This window comes from Lacticaseibacillus sp. 30 (genome assembly GCF_053819265.1).
On record NZ_JBSOQX010000005.1, the window covers coordinates 64,600 to 84,982 of the forward strand.

The 20,383-nt window shown below is 47.6% G+C and carries 23 protein-coding genes; 5 read left to right on the top strand and 18 right to left on the bottom strand.

Features of this window, described 5'->3' with window-relative positions; translation table 11 throughout:
- Window positions 1-215 precede the first annotated feature (215 nt).
- Together ACWPAB_RS04885 and ACWPAB_RS04890 are read left to right on the top strand one after the other, a co-directional pair.
- The gene (locus tag ACWPAB_RS04885; RefSeq protein WP_003585905.1) at window positions 216-788 is read left to right on the top strand and encodes a PadR family transcriptional regulator; all 573 of its coding nucleotides are present in this window, start codon (window positions 216-218) and stop codon (window positions 786-788) included.
- Window positions 781-2,355: an MFS transporter gene (locus ACWPAB_RS04890; RefSeq protein WP_003585907.1), complete on the top strand. Its 1,575-nt coding sequence runs from the start codon at window positions 781-783 to the stop codon at window positions 2,353-2,355. Before ACWPAB_RS04885 ends, ACWPAB_RS04890 begins: the two co-directional genes overlap by 8 nt.
- Window positions 2,356-2,594: 239 nt before the next feature.
- Here ACWPAB_RS04890 and ACWPAB_RS04895 read toward each other — a convergent pair whose 3' ends face one another.
- A complete protein-coding gene (locus ACWPAB_RS04895; protein WP_003585909.1) occupies window positions 2,595-3,098 on the bottom strand; it encodes a GNAT family N-acetyltransferase in 504 nt (167 codons plus the stop codon).
- A gap of 113 nt (window positions 3,099-3,211) precedes the next feature.
- Here ACWPAB_RS04895 and ACWPAB_RS04900 point away from each other — a divergent pair, with 113 nt between their 5' ends.
- The 3 genes from ACWPAB_RS04900 (at window position 3,212) to ACWPAB_RS04910 (ending at window position 4,633) form a co-directional block, all read left to right on the top strand.
- Entirely contained in the window at window positions 3,212-3,715 is a 504-nt protein-coding gene (locus ACWPAB_RS04900; RefSeq protein WP_003585912.1) for an isochorismatase family protein, read from the top strand.
- A 213-nt stretch (window positions 3,716-3,928) separates the two neighbouring features.
- Complete coding sequence (locus ACWPAB_RS04905; RefSeq protein WP_003581431.1) at window positions 3,929-4,246, top strand: hypothetical protein; 318 nt, start codon at window positions 3,929-3,931, stop codon at window positions 4,244-4,246.
- A 69-nt stretch (window positions 4,247-4,315) separates the two neighbouring features.
- Window positions 4,316-4,633, top strand: coding sequence for a hypothetical protein (locus tag ACWPAB_RS04910; protein WP_016384193.1), 318 nt, complete (start codon window positions 4,316-4,318; stop codon window positions 4,631-4,633).
- Between the two features lie 218 nt (window positions 4,634-4,851).
- On the opposite strand, the gene ACWPAB_RS04915 is transcribed toward ACWPAB_RS04910, so the two are convergent.
- From ACWPAB_RS04915 to ACWPAB_RS04995, 17 genes are all read right to left on the bottom strand, one after another.
- The gene (locus ACWPAB_RS04915) at window positions 4,852-5,070 is read right to left on the bottom strand and encodes a DUF3923 family protein (protein WP_003568094.1); all 219 of its coding nucleotides are present in this window, start codon (window positions 5,068-5,070) and stop codon (window positions 4,852-4,854) included.
- A 22-nt stretch (window positions 5,071-5,092) separates the two neighbouring features.
- The gene (locus ACWPAB_RS04920; protein ID WP_003585919.1) at window positions 5,093-5,650 is read right to left on the bottom strand and encodes a helix-turn-helix transcriptional regulator; all 558 of its coding nucleotides are present in this window, start codon (window positions 5,648-5,650) and stop codon (window positions 5,093-5,095) included.
- A 753-nt stretch (window positions 5,651-6,403) separates the two neighbouring features.
- A complete protein-coding gene (locus ACWPAB_RS04925) occupies window positions 6,404-7,102 on the bottom strand; it encodes a glycerophosphodiester phosphodiesterase family protein (protein ID WP_003576827.1) in 699 nt (232 codons plus the stop codon).
- 41 nt (window positions 7,103-7,143) lie between these two features.
- The gene (gene arsC / locus ACWPAB_RS04930) at window positions 7,144-7,566 is read right to left on the bottom strand and encodes an arsenate reductase (thioredoxin) (protein WP_016381796.1); all 423 of its coding nucleotides are present in this window, start codon (window positions 7,564-7,566) and stop codon (window positions 7,144-7,146) included.
- A 166-nt stretch (window positions 7,567-7,732) separates the two neighbouring features.
- On the bottom strand, window positions 7,733-9,109 hold the full coding sequence (locus tag ACWPAB_RS04935; RefSeq protein ID WP_003568103.1) for an ABC transporter substrate-binding protein: 1,377 nt from the start codon (window positions 9,107-9,109) through the stop codon (window positions 7,733-7,735).
- On the bottom strand, window positions 9,106-9,921 hold the full coding sequence (locus tag ACWPAB_RS04940; protein ID WP_003568106.1) for a carbohydrate ABC transporter permease: 816 nt from the start codon (window positions 9,919-9,921) through the stop codon (window positions 9,106-9,108). Before ACWPAB_RS04940 ends, ACWPAB_RS04935 begins: the two co-directional genes overlap by 4 nt.
- Entirely contained in the window at window positions 9,918-10,850 is a 933-nt protein-coding gene (locus ACWPAB_RS04945; RefSeq protein ID WP_003568108.1) for a carbohydrate ABC transporter permease, read from the bottom strand. The genes ACWPAB_RS04940 and ACWPAB_RS04945 overlap by 4 nt, the downstream gene beginning before the upstream one ends.
- Window positions 10,840-11,958: an ABC transporter ATP-binding protein gene (locus tag ACWPAB_RS04950; protein WP_003581443.1), complete on the bottom strand. Its 1,119-nt coding sequence runs from the start codon at window positions 11,956-11,958 to the stop codon at window positions 10,840-10,842. Before ACWPAB_RS04950 ends, ACWPAB_RS04945 begins: the two co-directional genes overlap by 11 nt.
- Before the next feature lie 255 nt (window positions 11,959-12,213).
- Window positions 12,214-13,650 carry a nicotinate phosphoribosyltransferase gene (locus ACWPAB_RS04955; protein WP_003585925.1) on the bottom strand — a complete coding sequence of 479 codons (1,437 nt, stop codon included), beginning with the start codon at window positions 13,648-13,650 and terminating at the stop codon, window positions 12,214-12,216.
- A gap of 33 nt (window positions 13,651-13,683) precedes the next feature.
- Window positions 13,684-14,244 (bottom strand): cysteine hydrolase family protein, encoded by a 561-nt coding sequence (locus ACWPAB_RS04960; RefSeq protein WP_003576835.1) that lies wholly within the window; start codon window positions 14,242-14,244, stop codon window positions 13,684-13,686.
- Window positions 14,245-14,337: 93 nt separating this feature from the next.
- Window positions 14,338-15,069 (bottom strand): NrtR DNA-binding winged helix domain-containing protein, encoded by a 732-nt coding sequence (locus tag ACWPAB_RS04965; protein ID WP_003585928.1) that lies wholly within the window; start codon window positions 15,067-15,069, stop codon window positions 14,338-14,340.
- A 152-nt stretch (window positions 15,070-15,221) separates the two neighbouring features.
- The gene (locus ACWPAB_RS04970) at window positions 15,222-16,007 is read right to left on the bottom strand and encodes a serine hydrolase (protein WP_003585930.1); all 786 of its coding nucleotides are present in this window, start codon (window positions 16,005-16,007) and stop codon (window positions 15,222-15,224) included.
- Window positions 15,997-17,064: a dipeptide epimerase gene (locus tag ACWPAB_RS04975; RefSeq protein WP_003585932.1), complete on the bottom strand. Its 1,068-nt coding sequence runs from the start codon at window positions 17,062-17,064 to the stop codon at window positions 15,997-15,999. Before ACWPAB_RS04975 ends, ACWPAB_RS04970 begins: the two co-directional genes overlap by 11 nt.
- On the bottom strand, window positions 17,052-18,074 hold the full coding sequence (locus ACWPAB_RS04980) for a serine hydrolase domain-containing protein (protein WP_016381797.1): 1,023 nt from the start codon (window positions 18,072-18,074) through the stop codon (window positions 17,052-17,054). Before ACWPAB_RS04980 ends, ACWPAB_RS04975 begins: the two co-directional genes overlap by 13 nt.
- Entirely contained in the window at window positions 18,061-18,978 is a 918-nt protein-coding gene (murQ, locus tag ACWPAB_RS04985; protein ID WP_003585935.1) for an N-acetylmuramic acid 6-phosphate etherase, read from the bottom strand. The genes ACWPAB_RS04980 and murQ overlap by 14 nt, the downstream gene beginning before the upstream one ends.
- A complete protein-coding gene (locus ACWPAB_RS04990; protein WP_003585938.1) occupies window positions 18,905-19,837 on the bottom strand; it encodes a MurR/RpiR family transcriptional regulator in 933 nt (310 codons plus the stop codon). The genes murQ and ACWPAB_RS04990 overlap by 74 nt, the downstream gene beginning before the upstream one ends.
- The gene (locus tag ACWPAB_RS04995; RefSeq protein ID WP_003568129.1) at window positions 19,834-20,319 is read right to left on the bottom strand and encodes a PTS system mannose/fructose/N-acetylgalactosamine-transporter subunit IIB; all 486 of its coding nucleotides are present in this window, start codon (window positions 20,317-20,319) and stop codon (window positions 19,834-19,836) included. Before ACWPAB_RS04995 ends, ACWPAB_RS04990 begins: the two co-directional genes overlap by 4 nt.
- Between the last annotated feature and the right edge of the window lie 64 nt (window positions 20,320-20,383).

Below are 20,383 nucleotides of genomic sequence, written 5' to 3' on the forward strand. Positions count from 1 at the left end.
GTCGTTAGTTGCCTGACGCGTCTTTTCTTGTCTGCCATTCTGTGACCTCCGCCATTCATTACAAACAAGCATGTTGTCAGTAGCCATTGTCGAAGTTTTTAATTTCGTGCTCCATAACTGATTCGGAAGCTAGCAAAAACGGTAATATTTTTAATTGCAAAATATGTCGTCACGACCTATACTACTATGTGTCGTTTCGACATATGGAGGTCATGATGTACGAGTTATCAATTTTAGGAGCACTCATGTCGCGTGACATGTCTGGCTATAAACTGCGTCAAGTTCTTGGCAGTAATCTCGTTCCCCGCCGCGAGATTTCCAATGGGGTGATGTATCCAGTGTTGCAACAGTTACAGCACAAAGGATACATCACCATGTCGTTGGCTGAAAACAGTCCTCGTCATGAGAAAGTCGCTCACATTACAGACATTGGTCAGAAACATTTCTATGCACTAATGGCTGCTCCAGTACCAGTGGATGCAAAACGAGAATCAGTTTACCTATTCAAATTTCGGTCGTTGGCCGCTGTCGACTTTGCGGAACAGTTGCAGATTCTAACTGAGTATGAAAACGTCAATGACCAAGACTTGAATGTGTACACGACCCTACAAAAACATTTGCAGCAACACACCAAACCGGGGAAAAGCGATCCCGCGTTGCTCAAGAGTACGATCAACACCCTTGAACTAAACATTGCACTTTGCCAGACGAAAAAACAGTGGGTAGCACAAACACGCACTCGCATTTTGCAACAGCAAACCACTGAAGGAGGCATGCATCATGCCTAATGCAACTTTGACCACGACACCGAAGAGACATCAGTGGCTGGCATTGACCGCGATGAGCATGGGTGTCTTTATGGGATTACTTGACGTCACTGTTGTCAATGTGGCGTTACCCACGATGGTTAACGACTTCAACACGAACTTCACGAATCTCCAGTGGGTGCTCAACGCCTACACGCTCGTTTATGCCGTGTCATTGTTAATCATGTCTAAACTCGGTGACATGTACGGGCGCAAAAAAGTATTCCTTGGTTCATTGATTTTGTTCGTGCTGGCTTCGGCGGTTAATGGTATGGCCAGTAGCCTAATCGTCTTGGATATTGGCCGAGGCATTCAGGCTATTGGCGGCGCCGGGATGAATTCACTCTCCATGGCGCTCGTCGCCTCGAACTTTTCAGGCAATAAACGAGGTGTTGCCCTTGGTATCCTTGGCTCCGTTATTGGTATGTCCACCGCATCGGGTCCACTAATTGGCGGTTTCCTAGTCGAAAATTTCGGGTGGCCGTCTATCTTTTATGTCAATGTGCCTGTCGGTATTGTCGCTGTCATCATGACGCTGACGTTTGTTAATGAAACACCAAGTTATGGTCAACACGAACACATTGATTTTGCTGGCATGCTTTTTTCCGGTCTCGGTCTTTTTTCTTTAATTTACGGTTTGATTATCAAGGAGGGACATCCCCACTGGTCATGGATGGACATCCGGATCGGTGGTTGGATCATTGCGGGTTTCATTTTGATAGCACTTTTCATCTGGACCGAAAGCAGAGTCCAACAGCCCATGATGAGTCTTAACTTCTTCAAACAGCGTCACTTTGTCGGCACCATATTTGTGGCTTTTGCACTCGGCGCAAGTCTTTACTCTTTCAATACCTTCTTGACAGCGTTGATGCAAAACTACATTGGCTACTCCGCACTCCAGACCGGTGTTCGGCAACTAACGATCAGTGGCTGGTCATTAGTCCTTGGCCCGATAAGTGGTTATCTTGGTACGCGATTCTCAAAAAAACGTATGATCAGCGCATCATTATTAGTTGGCGCATGCGGTTTTTTGGTCATGTTGAATGCGATGGGACCACGGGTCAGTTTTATGGATCTGATGCCTGGCATGCTCATGATTGGATTCACTAACGGGATCGTTAGCCCATTGATCAACACGGTTGGAATGGAAGGCGTCGCCCCGCAACAAATGGGGATGGCCTCGGGCTTATTGAATATTTTCCGTCAACTCGGGATCGTGATTGGCGTCGTTGGCTTTGGTTTAATGCAGGCAACCCAATACGAAAACTATCTGAATACGCATATTCACACCGTGGGGATGCCGAGTCAAATGACAACCGGTATTCACGCTGCCCTCATTAAGGCAGGTCCATTCTCAGGGCACACAATCGCATGGTCAAAACGTCTAACAGAAACACCATTCGCCCAGAAATTACAAAGCGTTGTGGTGCACGCCTACGACAACGGCATGGCTGCAGTATTGATTGCAGCGCTTGTCGTGATATTAATTGGCAGTTTGGCGGCCGCAGTGTTGATGCGAAAAGAATCACATGCTGACGTGCACGCATAGGCATCACTGACCACCCCCGCACCAGACAAAAAATAAGAAAAACAAAATGGGATGCCGGCGAATACTTGCCAGCATCCCATTTTGTCGCAACTAACGGCTTGGGCAATGCTTTTTGGTTATCCGGCACACATCGTCTGCCCCAGTCTGTACTTCAGACATGGGGCTTCACAAGGGCCAATGTTTCCCGTGAAACATTGGCCCTTGTGAATTGACGGACTGGGCATGCTTGCGCCAGTTGATTATCCATCCGCTCTCATGTCCTCACCCCTAGCCAATAAATTTTTCAACAATCGTAGTTCATCACGAATCGGAATCCCATTATCAGCAACCGCAGGAATTTGTGGTTTTACTTTTCGAGATTGATCGACCGCTTCGAGGAAAAGCTGCGTCAGCCGATACCCGCGCCGTTGATAAAATCCTAATGCATGCAGATTATCGTTTGTTGTGATTAACTCAACACCTGTTTTGTGGCTGAGTACCGCAGTCGTTTCAACTTTTTGAAGTAAAGCGGATCCAATACCTTGATTCGCACGCAAACTGTCTAGAGAAATGACCTCAAGCGTGTTTCCTCGATCGAGATAGGTGATCATACCTAAGATGTTTTGCTCATCAATCGCCACAAATCCCGGAAGTTCATTCAGATGATACACGACCCCACTCAGAACCATATCATCGCTGCCCCAGAGCTCTTTAAATAATTTAGTTGTCGCCGATCGCCATCGATCAATCGGTTCTAGTTTCATGAAATCCTCCTATCATGAACGATCAAGAAATTTTTAATTGTGTCATTGATCTAACTAGATCACAGCGTATAATTAGCGCATCAATAAAGTCCCGATGAAATGAGGAAATTGCTATGTTAAAAGATGGACTTGTCGTGATTGATGTTCAGTATGGGTTAAGCGCCGCCCACCATTACAAGCAACTGTTAGCAAATATCAATCAGCGTATAGACGCTTATCACGCTGCTGATCATCCAATTATTTTTATGCAACATACTGATGAGAGCATGCCATATAACGGCCATGATTGGCAACTCGATACACAGCTACATCGTGCACCATCTGATCGGGTCATTCTAAAGTATCATTCTGATTCCTTTTTCCAAACCGGTTTGGCTGCCACCTTACACGGCTTGCACGTGCAAACCATTGAAGTCGCCGGTCTGCAAACGGAGTACTGTATCGATACCGCGATCCGCGTCGACCATGATCTCGGCTTCAAGGCGGCGACGATCCATGGCTTGAATTCGACCTTCGATACGCCCGATCTTTCAGCACAGCAAATCATCGCGCATCACGAAGGTATTTGGGATGGTTCGTTTGCTGAAGTTGTTCGGGATGAAATCGTCAAACTCTAGATCAGTTAGTCTTCCAACATTTTGTATCTTACGCCACCCACTCCTCATGGTATTTTTCTCAACATAACTCATCAAAAAATCATTGTGAATCGTTGCTCATTTGTTTGACTACGACTACCATCCGGGTTTACAATTCGGTCGAGTTTGAAATGTATCCGCTTTCTTAACTGCAGTTCATCACTCTCAATGTTTGAGTTGGAAGAAGGTATGACCATGAAAGCCTTATACAAAGGGCGCCCTGCCTACGTTTGGGAGATCAGCAAAACCGGTGAGCGGCCCGACTGGATAGAAGAAGCTTTATCAAAGAACAATATTTATTGGTTAGATAATCGCGTCCGTATTCTCATGACCGCATTAAGGCCACCAGTGGTTAAAAAGCTAAAGATGGGCGAAGGTGGCACGATTGGTGGTGGCGTTGACGCACTTGGTGTCTACGCATATGGCTACGTGGGCGATTTTTTGGATGCAACTAACCAGCGCGTAGTATCGAAAGAAAGATTTTTGAAACATTATCAAATTCTAGGGGTATAAAGACTGAACTATTACGCTATCTCACTATCATCATCACTTTCAATGTTTGAGGTGAAAGAAGGCATTACCCTGAAAGCCTTATACAAAGGCAATCCAGTTGACGTTTGGGAGATCAACAAAACTGGTGCGCGTCCTGACTGGGTCAAAGAGGCTTTTGACGAAAATTATCTATATTGGCTAGACGATCATCTTCGGATTTTAATGAGTGGCTTGAATCCTTCATTGGCGACAAATTTGAAAATAGGCGCTGTGGGAACAATTGGCGGCGGATTTGCTGGCTATGGTATGTATGCAATAGGTTATCCAGGCGACTTCTTAGATGTGACCAACCACCGTGTCGTTTCTAAGAAAAAGTTTCTGAAACATTATCAAGTTCAGGAACCCTAAAAATTGAGCAGCGCCACATTCAACGTCAAAACGATCGCATCACCAGTCTTGTGCTAGTATGATGCGATCGTTTTCTATTCTTGTGTTTTGGTTTGTTGGTAACAAATGAAGCAGGTTGCTGTCTCCATAAAAAACGCCTTGTACCTAGTAGGCTTTAAGTTTCAAACCCGGAGAAGATACAAGACTTTTTCAGTATGCAAACCACTTATTAATTTTCATCAGCCTTTTTTTACAGCATGTGCCATCAGCAGATAAATTAGTTCGCACAGTATGACGATTAAAACAGCTGCACCAAGGACAGCGAGTGCTGCTAATCGCGAACGACCGGTTTCAACGTACCCACTGCCATCAACGCGGCGAATGAGAATCATGACCGCTATTGGCACTGCAAATAAGGCAAGTAAACCATTGATGAGCCAGATGCCTTTATGTTTCATATGAACAGCCCCCTTGCATAGATTAAGTTGGGCGACTGCGAATCTTTTTGATCAGTGCAGTGCCCGCTATGGGAATCAGCAATGTAACGGCGGCAGCCAAATAAATTAACTGCAGACCAAAGTCCATTTTGAACAAATTCAACCCTGCAGCAACGATAAAGGTAACTGCCAATAAACTGCATGCCCACCTTATCGTTCGTAGGTGCATGTATCGCTGCCACCAGCTAACGAGTAACCACGCCAGCGTGATGACCACAACGTCGGAAAGCACCAGCATCTCAGGTAGCGCGACAAATCCAAGCCGCCCCATCAATATGATGGCTAATGCTGGGCCGAGCCAAGTGATCGGTCGTTGATCATCAGCATGTGGGACTGATTGCTGATGAAGGAGGTCATCTACGGTCAGCTGATAATAACTGGCCAATTGACAAATCGTCTGCAAGTCTGGCTGGTTACGCCCAGTTTCCCAGCTAGATACTGTTTTACGTGAAACAAACAAATCGTCAGCTAACTGTGATTGCGTCATGCCACGCGCTTTCCGCAGTTGCTTAAGTCGGCTGCCTAAGCTTAAATCGCTCATTGCTGTTTCCTCCTTTAACGTAAGCCATCAGTTAAAAAAAGCCTAGCTATTATCTCTAGCATCCTTGATATAGCGGGGTCCTTCACAAAAATACCTCAGCCCTGCTCTCAGACTTGAACCGGCGATCATGGTCTGGCAGACGATCCTTTAATTGGTGGTGTTGGAAGGATCCCGCTTAATCTGTTCAACCTTGGTTCTCAATACTTGTCGTGCTTGATACTTCTGCTCGTTAGTTTATTTTTTTGTCATATGGAAATACCGTTGTTTTGAGATGCTAACGCTTGTAATGCCCTGATTTGTTGTTTAGTCTCTGCATGATGTGGATATATTTTGTTAAGTTCATTGATTTTTTCAGTAATCATGATTGCGTTGTCTCAATAGGCCTATTCAGCATGATATTCAGCCGCTATTGTTTTTGACTGGATCTTAGTTACAATCATCGCTCGTTTCACAGCCTTTTCCACTGCAGCTTCAATAACGTAATACATGATAAATGCAAAGATAATCAAAAGAAAAAATTGACTGACATGGCTTTATTTCCTCAATTTGTTTGCACAACGGTATAGTCACTTCTAATGCTTAGATAACTTCATTTTCCATGATTGTCAATTCATGTGCAACGCTTTGTGGCAAATCCTTGCTAGTGATCTAACTCATATGCCCAATTCACGGTATACAAATAGCCGCCACGCAATGACAATCTCATTTGCGTGGCGGCTATTCTTCAATTAAAAATCCAACTATCGTCTAACTTCACACTGTCGCGCCGCTGCCTTGTTCTACCAATGCTCGCATATCCATAGCTTCCTCAAACCGGTTAGTAATCAAGCCGGTGACGTAAGGTGCAGCAAACAGTTTCTTCATTTTCAGAGGATCGTCAATGGTCCAAACACGCTGGGCCTTGTTGAGGCGCGAATTGTAATGTTCGATGTGTACGGCTTCTAAGTATGCTGGCAGTGATGCCCCCCTGAGGACACGACTAGTGAGCCAAGCTGTTTTCATTTTTGGCGCCAAGGTGTGGATCACATTAATGCTGTCATGATTGAAGGAGGAATAAATGACGCGATCCTGCATGTTGAATTGTTCAACATAGTCTTGTGTCAACGCTTCGATACCCGGATAACGGATTTTGCCGGTTTTGAACTCAATATTGACCATGACGTCATAGTGACTGAGCAAGGTGAGTGCCTCGCGCAGGGACGGAATATGTTCACCATTGGCGAGTCGCATCCCCTTGAGTTGTGTGCGGGTCAAATCTGCGATCCAGCCACTGCCGTCAGTCGTGCGGTCGACGCGTTCATCATGCATGATGACAAGGTGGCCATCAGCACTCATCTGAACATCGGTTTCAATCCCATCGATGCCATGTTCACAGGCGTATTCAAAGCCTTGTAGACTATTCTCCGGAAAACGGGCAGGATACCCGCGATGCCCAAAAATTGCTACTGTCATGTTAACCCTCCAATTTGTTCATTCATTTGCCTCAGAAAAGGCTATTGTCTGGTAAAAGACGCCGTTTCTAGCTGACGAACTTTTGCTTCGATCGCGTCACGGACCTCGCGAAACGCTTGCAACACCTCAGCTTCTGAACCTGTTGCTTGGGCAGGATCAGGCAACGGCCAGTGCAGGTGCTGAACGTTTGGCGGCGTGACCGGACAACGATCGCGTGCATCTCCGCAGAGAGTGACCACTAAATCGGCGTGCATTAGATAATCCGGATCAATCACTTTTGATCGTTGTTGCGAGATATCAATCCCTTTTTCCGCCATGACTTGCACAGCGAGCGGATTCAAGCCGTGTGCTTCAATGCTGGCGCTGGCGATTTGCCAATCAGAACCGAGTAGTTTCTTGGCGAACCCTTCAGCCATTTGGCTTCGGCAGGCATTACCCGTGCATAAGAAGTAAACTTGCGGCATTTGTTGTGCCTCCCTTAGTCTGAAAAGACGAGCTAACCACCGTTCTTTAAACTGTCTTGATCATACGCGGGTGAGGTTGAAACGGCAATGAAATGGTTTAAGTAGTTGGTTGCATCTGGGCCGCCAAAACATGTTAGTAGTCGCAGAAACCGTGGTGACTCACACGCTACCGCTTATAATTCAGGAGGTTTCCACTAACTTCATTTGTCTTCTGAATCGCTGTATTCGTGTCAGTTTCGGCTTCGTTCAGCGCTTTTTTAACATCGGCACCGCTGTAGATTTGTTGCATAGCGAGTTCAACGTTTTGGCGTTCCTCTTGGATGTTGCTGAAGAAGGCGCCGGCCGTTGCGGCATTGATATTTCCTTGGTTAAGTTGTTTGATTGGCACAGCCAAAGCTGGATTCTTTTTGATCGCGGCAGCCAAGGTTTGGATTTGGTTAGCTTTCTGATTGACTGCGAAATAGCCAGTGCCGAGTTGCCAAGTGGCTTGAGACTGCGGTGTCATTAGAAATTTCATGAATTGCCAAGCGCCTTCTTGAACAGCGGCAGGCTTATTTTTAGTGATCCACAAGCTAGCACCACCAATGGCCACGCCGTTTGCCTTGGTGCCATCTGGATGTGGTGTGAAAGTTACACCATACTTGAACTTCGCATTCTTTTGCAGCTGACCTAACATTGCTGAGCTTTGCATGAAAATGCCGACCTTTTGCGCTAAAAATGCTGCACTTTGGTTGTTCGCAGCGGCAGAACCAGTGCCAAAGTTTTCAAACGCATTTTGCTTAATAACGTCTTGCAACCAGGTCATGCTCTTTTGCATTTCAGGCGAATTGAGGGTTGCTGCAGTGGCCATGGCTTTGCGGCCGTTGTCATGATTAACAACCAATGAGTTCTGATTAGCCACCATTTCTTCTGGCAGCCAGCCGTAAATTTGCATCGTCATGCCTTTGACGGCACCTTTACTCTTTTTGGTCAAAGCGACGGCTGCCTTAGTAACGTCACTGTATGTTGGTGACAACGGTAAATCTGCAACGCCGTATTTCTTAAACAAGCTTTCGTTGTAGTACATCACCGAACTTGAAGAGTTGAATGGCATGGAGGCAAGCTTCCCGTTAATTTTATAAGCGGCAGTTACGCCAGGATACAGCTGACTCAAGTCGTAATGATCACGGTCGACAAACTTTTGAACCGGCACGGTTGCGTTTAGACCAATCATCATGGATTGGTTTGCTTGATCGCTTTGAACTAAATCAGGCGAGACATTGCTGCCAACCGTATTCGCGTATTTCATAATTGACAGTTCATAACTACCAACGTAAATTGGTTTAATCGTATATTTCGTCTGGCTTTTATTAAATTGATTAACCAAGTTCTCCAATACCTGTTCATTTGGGCCATTCATTGAATGCCAGAACGTAATAGTCGTGCGACCAGTGCCATTGTCAGCAGCCTCAGTATGTTGTTGGTGCGTGAAGAAGAAGCCAAGGCCTAAAATGACGATCAATGCAGCAACAATTGCGATCATTTTTTTGTATGTGGTTTTCACCCCTTAGTCCCCCCTGCATTCAAATTCCGCTTGAAGAATTTCTGACCAATCAGTAGCAATGCCAGCGTTGGCAGCAACACAATGATGGCTGTTGCCATAACCATGCCCCAGTTGGCAAATGTATCTTCAGATTGCAACTGCTTCAAGCCAACCTGCACGGGGCGGAAATCATCGGAGAAGGTCGTAATCAACGGCCACAGATACTGATTCCAATGAGTCAGAAATGTGTACAAGGCAAAGGTGATTAACATGCTGCGACTATAAGGCACCGCAATTTTCCACAAAAACTGTAAGCGACCAAGCCCGAGATAGTTGCCAAAATCGACTAGATCAGCCGGAATCTGAAGAAAAGCCTGGCGTAGCATGAAAACCCCGAACGCGGAAGTGAAGAATGGAATGGTTAGGCCAGCATAATTGTCCAACCAGCCAAATGCCTTAACCGTTTGAAAGTTTGGAATAATTTGCGCTTCAAAAGGCAACATCATTGTGACCAAAAAGGCGAAGAACAATTGCTTTTTATAGCGGAAGTTTATGAACGCAAACGCATAAGCTGCTAATGTACACAACACCAGTTGGCCAATGGTAATCAGACCAGCAGTGACAAAGGAGTTGATCATGTAGCGGATAATCGGCGTGGTCACAAATGCTTGCCAGTAATTGTTAAGTGAAATGTTGGTCGACAGGAAGTTGCCTGCCGCAATGTCTTTAGTTGGCAACAAGGAAGCCCATATACCTAATAAAATCGGGAACAACAATGCCACTGCAACCACGGTTAATAAAAGATACCGCGAACCATTTTTGATGTGGGTCATGCGTAATACACCTTCCGTTCCGTGTAATGAAATTGAATCCAAGTTGCTAAGGCAATGATCACCGTCAGCACAATTGATTCAGCACTTGCGGTCCCAAAGTTGTGGAAGGTAAACGCGTCTTGATAGATCTTATAAGCCAAGAAATTGGTAGCATTGTTTGGCCCGCCGCCAGTAATCAAATCTATCTGCGCGAACATTTTGAACCCGTCAATAATTTCAACAACAAACAGGAAGAATAAAGTCGGCGAAATCATCGGCACCGTGATTTTCAAGGTCTGTTTGTATTGCGACCAACCAGCAATGTCGGCGACTTCATAATATTCCGGTGGCACGCTTTGAAAGGCGCTAAGCAAAATCAGGAAGGCAAACCCCAACGCCATCCAAACGCTGGCCAGCACGATGACAATCATGGCGCCAGTTGGGTCAACCAATAAGTTGGCATTCGTCATGCCCATTGCTTTCAAAGCAAAGCTAGCAAGACCAACAGACGGGTTAAAAAGAAACAGCCAGAGAATGGAAGCTGCCGCAGCACTCGTTCCCATCGTGCCGGCAAAAGCTGTTTGGAACCAACTGATTCGCCGTAGCTTCATGGTTGCCAACCGTGCCAAGACAACGCCAGCAACAATCGTAATGGCAGCAAAGGCAACAACATAGACTAAGGTGCCCGCGAGACTCTTCAGGAATAAGGGATCTTGAAAAATCGAGAAGTAATTCCCCAAACCAACGAATTTCGCCGCTTCCCCGCGAATATTGGTCGCAAAGAAACTATTGTAAACGGTCATGATCATCGGATAGAACGTGAATAAGGTTAAAATCAATAAAGACGGCATTAAAAACCAAAAGGCCGGTTTATTGTTTTCTTTGATCGTCGCTGCAAGTTTACTTTTGGATTCAGTTGCGGTTTTGTTGAGTTCTTTGTTAAGCTCCATATTCAACCGCCTCCCGTGCTGGCGCAGCAGCGGTGATTCGCACCCCATTGTTGCTGTCAAAAAGATGCCATTCATCAGCATTTGCCGGCAACAGTAGATTCAGGTCGGCGCCAACAGCGATAGTAAATTGCTCGGGTACTCGACTGACTAATGTCTGTCCATCAAAGTCACAGAAAATCAAGGTGTCATTGCCAAGCTGTTGCAGGCTTTTCACCTTTGCCGTAATTGTATCTGGATTAGCGATGGACACTGGCACCAATTTTTCTGGCCGAATACCAAGGTGGTAAGAACCAGCTGGCAAATCAAATGGTAGGACAAACGCATTATCAGTCCAGAAGGTGTCGCCGATGCTGAAGCGATCGCCATCGTCATTAATGGTAATTGGCATGAGATTCATCTCAGGTGAGCCAATAAACTTCGCGACAAACTCGTTAGCCGGATGATTGTAAAGATCTAGGGGTGTGCCAAGTTGTTGAATCTTTTCATCGTCCAATACGAGAATCCGATCACCCATCGTCATGGCTTCCACCTGATCATGCGTCACGTAGATCAGTGTCATCCCAATCTCGCGATGAAGTCGCGCAATCTCTTCACGCATTTCCGTACGCAACTGCGCATCCAAGTTGGACAGTGGTTCATCCATCAGCACGACCGGCGCCTTGGTTGCTAACGCGCGCGCCAAGCTGACCCGCTGTTGCTGGCCGCCTGACAACTCTTTTGGCTTACGATCCCGTAAGTCGCTGAGATGCACCAGATCCAATGCCCAATCGACTCGCTTGCTTTTTTCATCATCATTCAGGTCCTGATTTTCAAGCCCGAACCTGATATTTTGCGCCACATTCATAAATGGCAACAAAGCATAATTCTGAAAGACCATTGCCAACTTACGATCTTTTGGCGGCAAGTCCGTGACATCGCGATCATTAAAATAAATACGTCCGTCTGTTACGCTGGTCAAACCAGCGATCATTCGTAAAAGCGTACTTTTGCCGGAACCAGAAGGCCCGACCATGACGAAAAACTCACCGGGTTCGATCTCTACAGAAACATCGGATAGCACCTTAGTATTGCCAAAATCTTTGGACACGTTCGCTAATCGAATACTCACTTCTTCTCAACTCCTTACCTTAATGCTAAGGTTAACGGTCATTTGTAAAAAACCGCGGCAAGAGGCTGTATTGTTTCTGTAAGTTTTCTGTAAAGCTAGCTATTTATGCCGGAAAACAGAGATTTTTTTCAGAAATAGTTTAATTTTTGCGATAAAAAAGAGCACACCTGCTTCAGAACCACCAGTTATCAGCAAGAATGGTGGTTTTGGAGCAGGTGTGCTTTTTAACGTTCGTTCATTAACTATCAAGTCACATTAATTTCCATGATGAACCGCAATCAATTGCTGTTGCATCTCAGCCAACTTCGGCGTGAGATAAACCGGGTAAAAATCAGGATTAACAAGCCGCTGGGTGGCTTCTGGCAAGGCCGCTAAAGTTTCGCGGGTATATTTTTGGATCGCGAAAACATCAGTTGGTACATCAGCAGTGTGGCCGGGTGCGAACACCGGTTGCAACAATGGCTTGGCCGTGAAATCAGCAAGCGTGACCCGTGTCTGGGTTGCCAAAGGATTAGCATTAACGGCGGCGATTGTTTCCGGTAAAATTTCGTCTGCCAAAGCAATGATATCGGCAAAAGCACGATGACTGTCACGGTGGTATAAGCGATAAATTTGTTTATGGCCTGGCAATGTCGTCTTTTCGCGACTAGCGCTGACTTTGATCTTCGGCTGCCATTGACCAGCTGTTTGCAGAGCCGCCATTTTGTAGACCCCACTCAAAACAGGCGACGAGGCACTAGTGATCAGCTTTTCGCCAATACCGAAGTTGTCAATCGGTGCTCCCTCTTTTAGCAACGATTGGATCACAGTTTCATCTAGGGCATTTGAAGCGGTGATTTTGGCATCCTGAAAACCTGCCGCATCCAGCATCACTCGCGCTTGTTTAGCTAACTGGGTGATATCGCCCGAATCAATTCGGATACCCACAGGCTGATGCCCTGTTGCACGCAGCTCCTTGAAGATCGTGATCGCATTTGGCACCCCGGACTTCAGAACATCATAAGTATCGACCAGCAAGGCACTATTATCTGGATACACCTTAGCCCATGCGCGAAAAGCCGTCAGCTCGTCACTAAACGATTCAACCCAACTGTGTGCCATTGTGCCCGCAGCCGGAATATGGAATAGCTGGGCTGCCAAAACATTCGATGTGCTGGCACAGCCGCCAATGACAGCTGCCCGCGCGCCATATACTGAAGCATCTGGGCCTTGTGCCCGGCGCGCGCCAAACTCCATCACAGGACGACCTTCTGCCGCCGCGGTAATCCGCCGCGCCTTCGTGGCAATCAGTGACTGATGATTCACCAAATTTAGCAAAAGCGTCTCCAGCAATTGTACCTGCATCAGTGGCCCTTCTACAGTAAGCAGCGGTTCCCGTGGAAAAACCGGCGTGCCTTCTGGTAAAGCAGTCACCCTGCAAGCAAGTTTCATCGTCGCAAGCTCATTTAGAAAAGTTTCTGAGTAAAGATTCAAGGAACGCAAGTAGTCGATATCAGCATCGTCAAAATGAAACGCCTGCAAAGCTTCCACTACCTGTTGCAACCCAGCGGCGATGACAAAACTACCGTGATCCGGAACCGTGCGATAAAAAATATCAAAAACAGCCTGATCTGTATGCGGCAAGGTCGCACAATAACCGTTGGCCATTGAAAACTCGTATAAATCAGTTAACATGGCATGATTCATATTCATTTTAATAAAACCTTCTTTTATGACGTCTCAACACTAATCGATAACGGTTGCTCCCAGCACATGGGCAAAATGATCAAGTGCCCAATCTTGCCCAGCTGGTGTCAATGCAGCGACTGCCTTCTGATGAACAACTATCTGGTAATTCAGGTTGTAGGCATCCACTGCAGTATGCAGCACACAAATATCCGTGCACACGCCAACTAAATGAACAGTCGCAATTTTCCGTTCGCGCAGGCGCAAATCTAGGGGCGTCCCGGCAAAAGCAGAATATCGGGTCTTATCAAACATATTGACATGATCTTCGGCTTGATGCGCGTCGTACCAAGGCGCCAGCGAACCATAAAAAGCACGTCCCCACGTACCGCGAACATTATGCGGCGGAAACAGTTTGCTTTCTGGATGATAGGGATCATGCGGCGTGTGAACATCCGTTGGCAAATACACCCAGCCATCTTGCTGTAGAAATTCATCAGCCAAAGCAACAATTTGTGGTGCCAGCACTTGACCAGCCTTGCCACAGGTCAAGGCCCCTTCGTCAGCCACAAAATCATTGGTGTAATCAATGATCAGCAGCGCTTCATTTGTGTGTGCCATAATTAGTATCCTTTCTTAATAAAAGTATTTTTTACTTAAACTTGCATTCTATAAAAGTAGATCCGACTTTTATTTGCTCTCTACGATACGCGGTCACATCGGATTTTTCAACTCTGCCAGTTTGAAAAGCTTCGGTGGCCGGCCACTACGCGTGCGATCATGAGCAGTGCCGACTTCGATAAACAGCTGTTGGTGGGTTTTCTTAAAATTAGAATTATCAATCGCATTTGCAGTCGTCATTAAAAATGGTGCATACACTTCGCGCGCCTCTTTCAACGTAAACGTCGTCCCCAAAACTTGAAGAATCGTAGGCTGATAGTCTAGTCGGTTACGAATACGGCGAATGGCCACCGTCAAAATCCGGGCATGATCAAACGCTAGCTCAGATGTCGATGTGCCTAGCGGAAAAATCGTTCGCCCATTTTGCAGTTGATACCCTGCTTCATCAGCAGCACTAAAAACAAACCAGCGTGCATCGGTAGCACCGTAACCCGGTTGCAACTTCGGCATCGTTGGCAAGTAAGTCATGTAAGTCAACGCCAGTGCGCGCTCCCCGGGGGTCCGCGTCGGATCGGTAAATGTCGCAAGTTGCTCTGTCGATCCACGATTAACGTGAATTCCGATCTTATCGCGAATCAATCGAATCGCTGCTGTATCTGCACTTTCCCGTTCACGCAAAGTGGTTTCCGGCAATGCCCAGAAACCGGCAAACGGTGCCCCGGCACGATGAATCAAAAGTACCTGCAACTGGTGGGTTGTCCGCGAAAAACTCCAAATAACGTTCGTAATCGTGATCAAAGGATGCGCAAGAAATTCGTCAGCCATGAAATCATACTTTCTTTATAACAATTGTGTTCAGTTGTGATTATAGCAAAAGCGCCTAACGATAGAATTGTTAAATTCTAATCCTTAAGCGTTTTTATCTCAAAAAATATTATTCTGATAAAACAACCAACAACTCTATAGATCGCCAAAACTCACAAAAACCGATCCCGTTTTTCCTGAAAAGCTTGCACAATAAGGTGCCCAACCTGTTGACTAAATTGCATAGCCGTCTGCCGATCATAATCAAATTGTGTCAGCACCACCGCATACAAGCGCTCACCTTCAGCGGCAAAACAGGCCGCATCATGTTCGCAATGAGGTAACTCGCCAGTTTTGCCGGCTAGCCAACCGACGAAGTTTTCCATGGTCGGCGCTAACAGCAGCTTGGTGCGGTTTTGCTGATGCCGCAGGGCTTGGGCACAGATATCCGCTGCCGGTTCGTTGCCGTCCGACATTAACAAAGCGCGCAAAAGTTGCCAGGCAGCGCTTGCGGTGATCATATTATCGCCATCAAAGGTTGATTGCATCAAGGGTCGCCGTAGTTGGACGCCAGGATAATGCCGAGTTAGCCACGCTGCAATGGTCGGCAGCCCATACGTGGTTAATAGCGCATTGGTAGCCAGATTATCCGATACCGTGAGCATCAACGTCAGCAAATCACGCACGCGCCAAGCTTGTGGTGACATGAAACGTAAAATACCTGCCCCGCCGACCGATTCCGGAAGCGTCACTTGCCGCTCGAGTTGGCTGGGATCATCTGCCGCTTTTTCCTTTACAAAGGCGGCAATGCCCAGTTTGATCAAACTAGCAGCGGGAAATGGTTGACCAACCTGCGCGCCAAACAGCACATGCCGGGTATCAGCAACCAACAAGGCGTGTTTTTCGTCAAAGTTCTGATTCACTTGATCAAGCCGTGTCACGAGTTTATCAGGCGTCATGCAAAGGATCTCCAATTGTAAGCTGTGGTCCGTTCGTTTGAATGCCTGCTTGCTGCTTTTTGACCATGTAGACCGCGTCCAAATCTGTGAACGTAACATTATCATGAACCGCGGCAAACGCGATCGCCGGCACCAGACTCAGGTTACTTTCGATCATACACCCAACCATGGTCGTCACGCCAAAAGACGCGCAAGCTGCATCGATCTTCGCAGCCTCCGCCAAACCGCCTGTTTTCATTAGTTTGATATTGATGTGATTGACTGCGTGGCGACTGAGTAATGCCAGCGCATCTTGAAACCCAAAGACACTCTCATCCGCCATGATTGGTAACTGTCGCATAGCAGTCAACGTTGCCAGGCCTTCGTGATTGCGCGCAGCAACTGGCTGTTCAATAAAATCTATCGGTAACTGCAAAGCCGCCAGTTCGGTCACCGCAACCTTGGCTTGATCAGTTGTCCATGCTTGATTGGCATCGAGACGCAGGCGAATATCAGGGCCTGCAGCTTTGGCAATCGTTTTGACGCGCTCCAAATCATCTGCCAATCGACCACCACCGACTTTGATTTTTAAAGCCTTAAAGCCTCGGGAAACAAATGCCTTCGCTTCGCTTACCATATCGGGCAGCGCTTGAATCCCAATCGTCATGTCAGTCGTGACCGTTCGCTGTTGACCACCGAGCAACGCTGTCAGCGGGATGCTAACCTGCTTTGCACGCAAATCATAAAGTGCCAATTCAACCGCTGCAATGGCGGGTTGCTCCGATGTGCTGGCATGAAGCCGCGTCAGCAAACTATTCCAGTCTCGAATGTCACGGCCAATGAGTGCCGGTATCACCTGTGTCTGCAAGTTTTCCTGCAAGGTCGACATCGTATCACCTGTCACCACCGCGTTGGGGGTGCCGGCGCCATGACCAACTGTGCCGTTTGTCAGCAAAACGTCAACTTGAACAGCATCCGCTGCCGTCACGGTATGCATCGCTGTTGTGAAAGGCCGCACCAGCGGTAAACTGATCGGCCGTAACTGTATTTTTTGAATAATTGGTTCTAATCCGGCCATGAAGTCGCCACCTCGAAAAATTGGGTTAATAACTGGCGCCTAACCGCCAACCATGCACGATTGGCGCGGCTAGGATAGATTCGATTGGTCAAACAGACAAATCCGCGCTGGGTATCACGATCAAATGCTATTGATGTCCCTGTAAACCCAGTGTGCCAGTATTGATGACGTCCTTGCGCCCAACAGCGCCAGCCGAGTGTCCGACCGCCTTTACAAAAGCGGTCAAGCAGCGCAAACGCCGCTGGTGGCAGAACTTGATCGCCATTTGTCACGGGCAGACCAGCCAACAACCGTGTGAAAATAGTCAGATCCGCAAGCGTGGCGAACAACCCTGCATGACCACTAACCCCATCTAGTAAAAAGGCTTTGTGGTCGTGAACTGTCCCACGAATGATGCCACCGCGAGCAGGCACGTTTTCGGTTGGCACAAAATCGGCTGCAGCCACGTGTTGCGGTCGATAACCGGTCGCATGCATGCCCAGTGGTGCAAAAATATGTTGCGTCAGGCTTGTTGCCAAATCACCATCGAGTGCAGCAATCGCCCAACCGAGTATGATGTAGTTCAAATCCGAATAAATCGTCTCAGTGTCTGGTGCAGCGACAGCAGCCATTGTTTTGACGGCATGAATCAACCCCGCTTGATCGAGCGCATGGGCATCAGGGACATCTGCTGGCAAGCCACTGCGATGCAGCATGAGTTGTTCAATCGTCAGTTGTGGATAGCGCAAACCGCTGACCAACGAGCCGATGGGTTGGGTTAATTCTAACTTGCCAGCTATAAGCAACTGCAGCAGTCGGGTGGTCGTGCCGACAACTTTCGTCAACGACGCCAGATCATACCGCGCTTGCGGCAACAACGGCAGCCGGTCATCCCCGGCACCTTGGTAGCCGATCACATGCAAGGCATTTTCTTGCGGGCCAAGCAGACTATATGACACGCCGAAAACCGCGCCATCAGTTATCGCCTGGTTAACCGTTGGCAGCAAAGCTGTCTGCTTATTTGTGCCCATGCTCGACCTCCCAAGCCGCCAAAACTGCACTGATAACACCATCATGATCCGCCAAGACCTGCGTTGCATCGGCGGCATCCAGCTCGGTTTTAGCCATCACAATTGCGACTGGGACCTTATGTCCCGCTGCTTTCAGCAAGGTTGCAGCTTGGATTTGATCAACGCCGGTTGTGGCCGCAATAATGCGCTCTGCGCGATCAACCAACTTGGCATTGGTTGGCAAAACATCGACCATTAAGTTTTCAAAAACCTTCCCGGCGCGAATCATGACCCCTGTCGACAACATATTCAGAACCATCTTTTGCGCAGTCCCAGCTTTCATGCGTGTTGATCCGGTAATCACTTCCGGGCCAACAACTGGGGCAATGGCGATATCCGCATGTTGTGCCAAGACACTGTCAGGGACGCAGGCCACCGAAATCGCAAGCGCTTTGGTTTGTTGCGCAAATGCTAAAGCTCCGATCGCATACGGCGTCCGGCCAGATGCGGCAATCCCGATAACCGTGTCATTGGCGTTCAAATTCAGTCCTTTGAGATCATGCTCGGCTAGCTCCGCAGAATCTTCCGCGCCTTCAACCGACTTGAACATGGCCGACATGCCACCAGCAATTAGCCCGACTGCCCGCTCTGGCGGAATACCATAAGTTGGTACGAGTTCAGCTGCATCCAAAACTCCCAAACGACCAGAGGTGCCCGCCCCGGCATAAATCAACCGACCGCCACGATTATATCGTTGCCCGGCAGCATCGATTGCCGCGGCAATGTGGCTATTTTCTTTGGCGATTGCTGGTGCAATTTTTGCATCTTCAGCATTAATCAACGCCACCAAATCAGGCGTTGTCATTGTGTCGATGTGTGTGCTGGCCGGATTTCTTTGCTCGGTCATTAAGTCTGCGATTGACATATTTTTCCCCTCGAATCTTTAACTCACTTGTCAATTGTGACGTTGCGCGATAATTCTGCTCAGTTTTTTTGATCTCACCTTGAACGACCCCAAGAAAAAGAATGTTCGCGACATAAGTCTCCGTGAACATTGAGGTCACCGCACCGATTCGCAACAACGGTTCTGTCGGCGGCAAGGCAATCACGCAACTTGCCGCTTCACGCAACGGACTCGGCTCGTGTCGTGTCACTGCAATTACCGGCGTTTGGTTTCGCCGCGCTTGCTGAGCCGCCAATACGACCTCTTTAGTCAAACCGCTGTATGAAAAAACGACCATGGCATCGGCCGGTGTCGTATAATAAGCGCGCTCCACCGCCGTGTGGGTGTCGTGGTCAAAAATGGCCACGTAACCAGCGCGAATCAATTTCAAATAAAGATCCTGAGCAACTAGGGCGGAAGCACTGACTCCCACCAGATAAATATGACGTGCCTGTCGCAGCGTTGTAATGGCTGACTGCACGGCAGATTGATCCAACTCATCAGGCAAATCACGCACTGCGGCAATCGCAGTCTGGCTTAATTTATGCATCATGGTCGACAAGTCGTCGTCATCCTGAACCAGCGGATCAAGTGGCATCACCTCTGCAGGTAACGTCTTTTCCCGTGCGAGAGCTAGTTTAAACGACTGCAGGTCGGCAAACTCAAATTGACGAACAAACCGAATGACAGATGCGGCCGATACCCCGCTTGCGTGGGCAATCTGCGCTGTTGTCTGTGCGATAAAAGTCTCAGGATCGGTTATAACATGACGAGCCAAAGCTTGATTCACCGGACTTAATTGCGACAGACGCGACTGCAACGTCTCTAAGATTGTCTTCATTCGGCCTTATCAATAAAAGTTGCGATGGACGTTGCACTTTCGTTGGGAACCATTTGCGCAGTGATGGTGACTCCCTGTTTCAATAAGCGCCGAATAATCGCAATATCGTCTGGTGATACGGCAACGGAAGGCTTGATTTTCTTAGTGCCTGGTTTTTCCGACAAGTTGCCAACATTAAAGGCCTTGATTGGTACGCCGCCATCAATCAACTTCGCCATATCGGGAATATTTCGAGTAATGACAAAGACTTGATCATCTGCAAATTTGCCATTCTGCAAATTCTCGATGGCTTTGGCAACGGAGCTAATTGCTAGTTTTTTCCCTGCTGGTCGGGCGATTTTCAAACCTTGAATCGCCATCTCATCGCGTACCACCTCATCGTTAACCACCATTAAGCGGTTAGCGCCGACTGTGTTCGTCCAGACCATCGCTACTTGGCCGTGAATCATCCGTTCGTCAACACGTGCTGCCACAATTGTCATTAGAATCTTCCTTTCAAACAACACGGGCCGATATCATCGCGCCCGTGTTTTTCGCCTATCATGA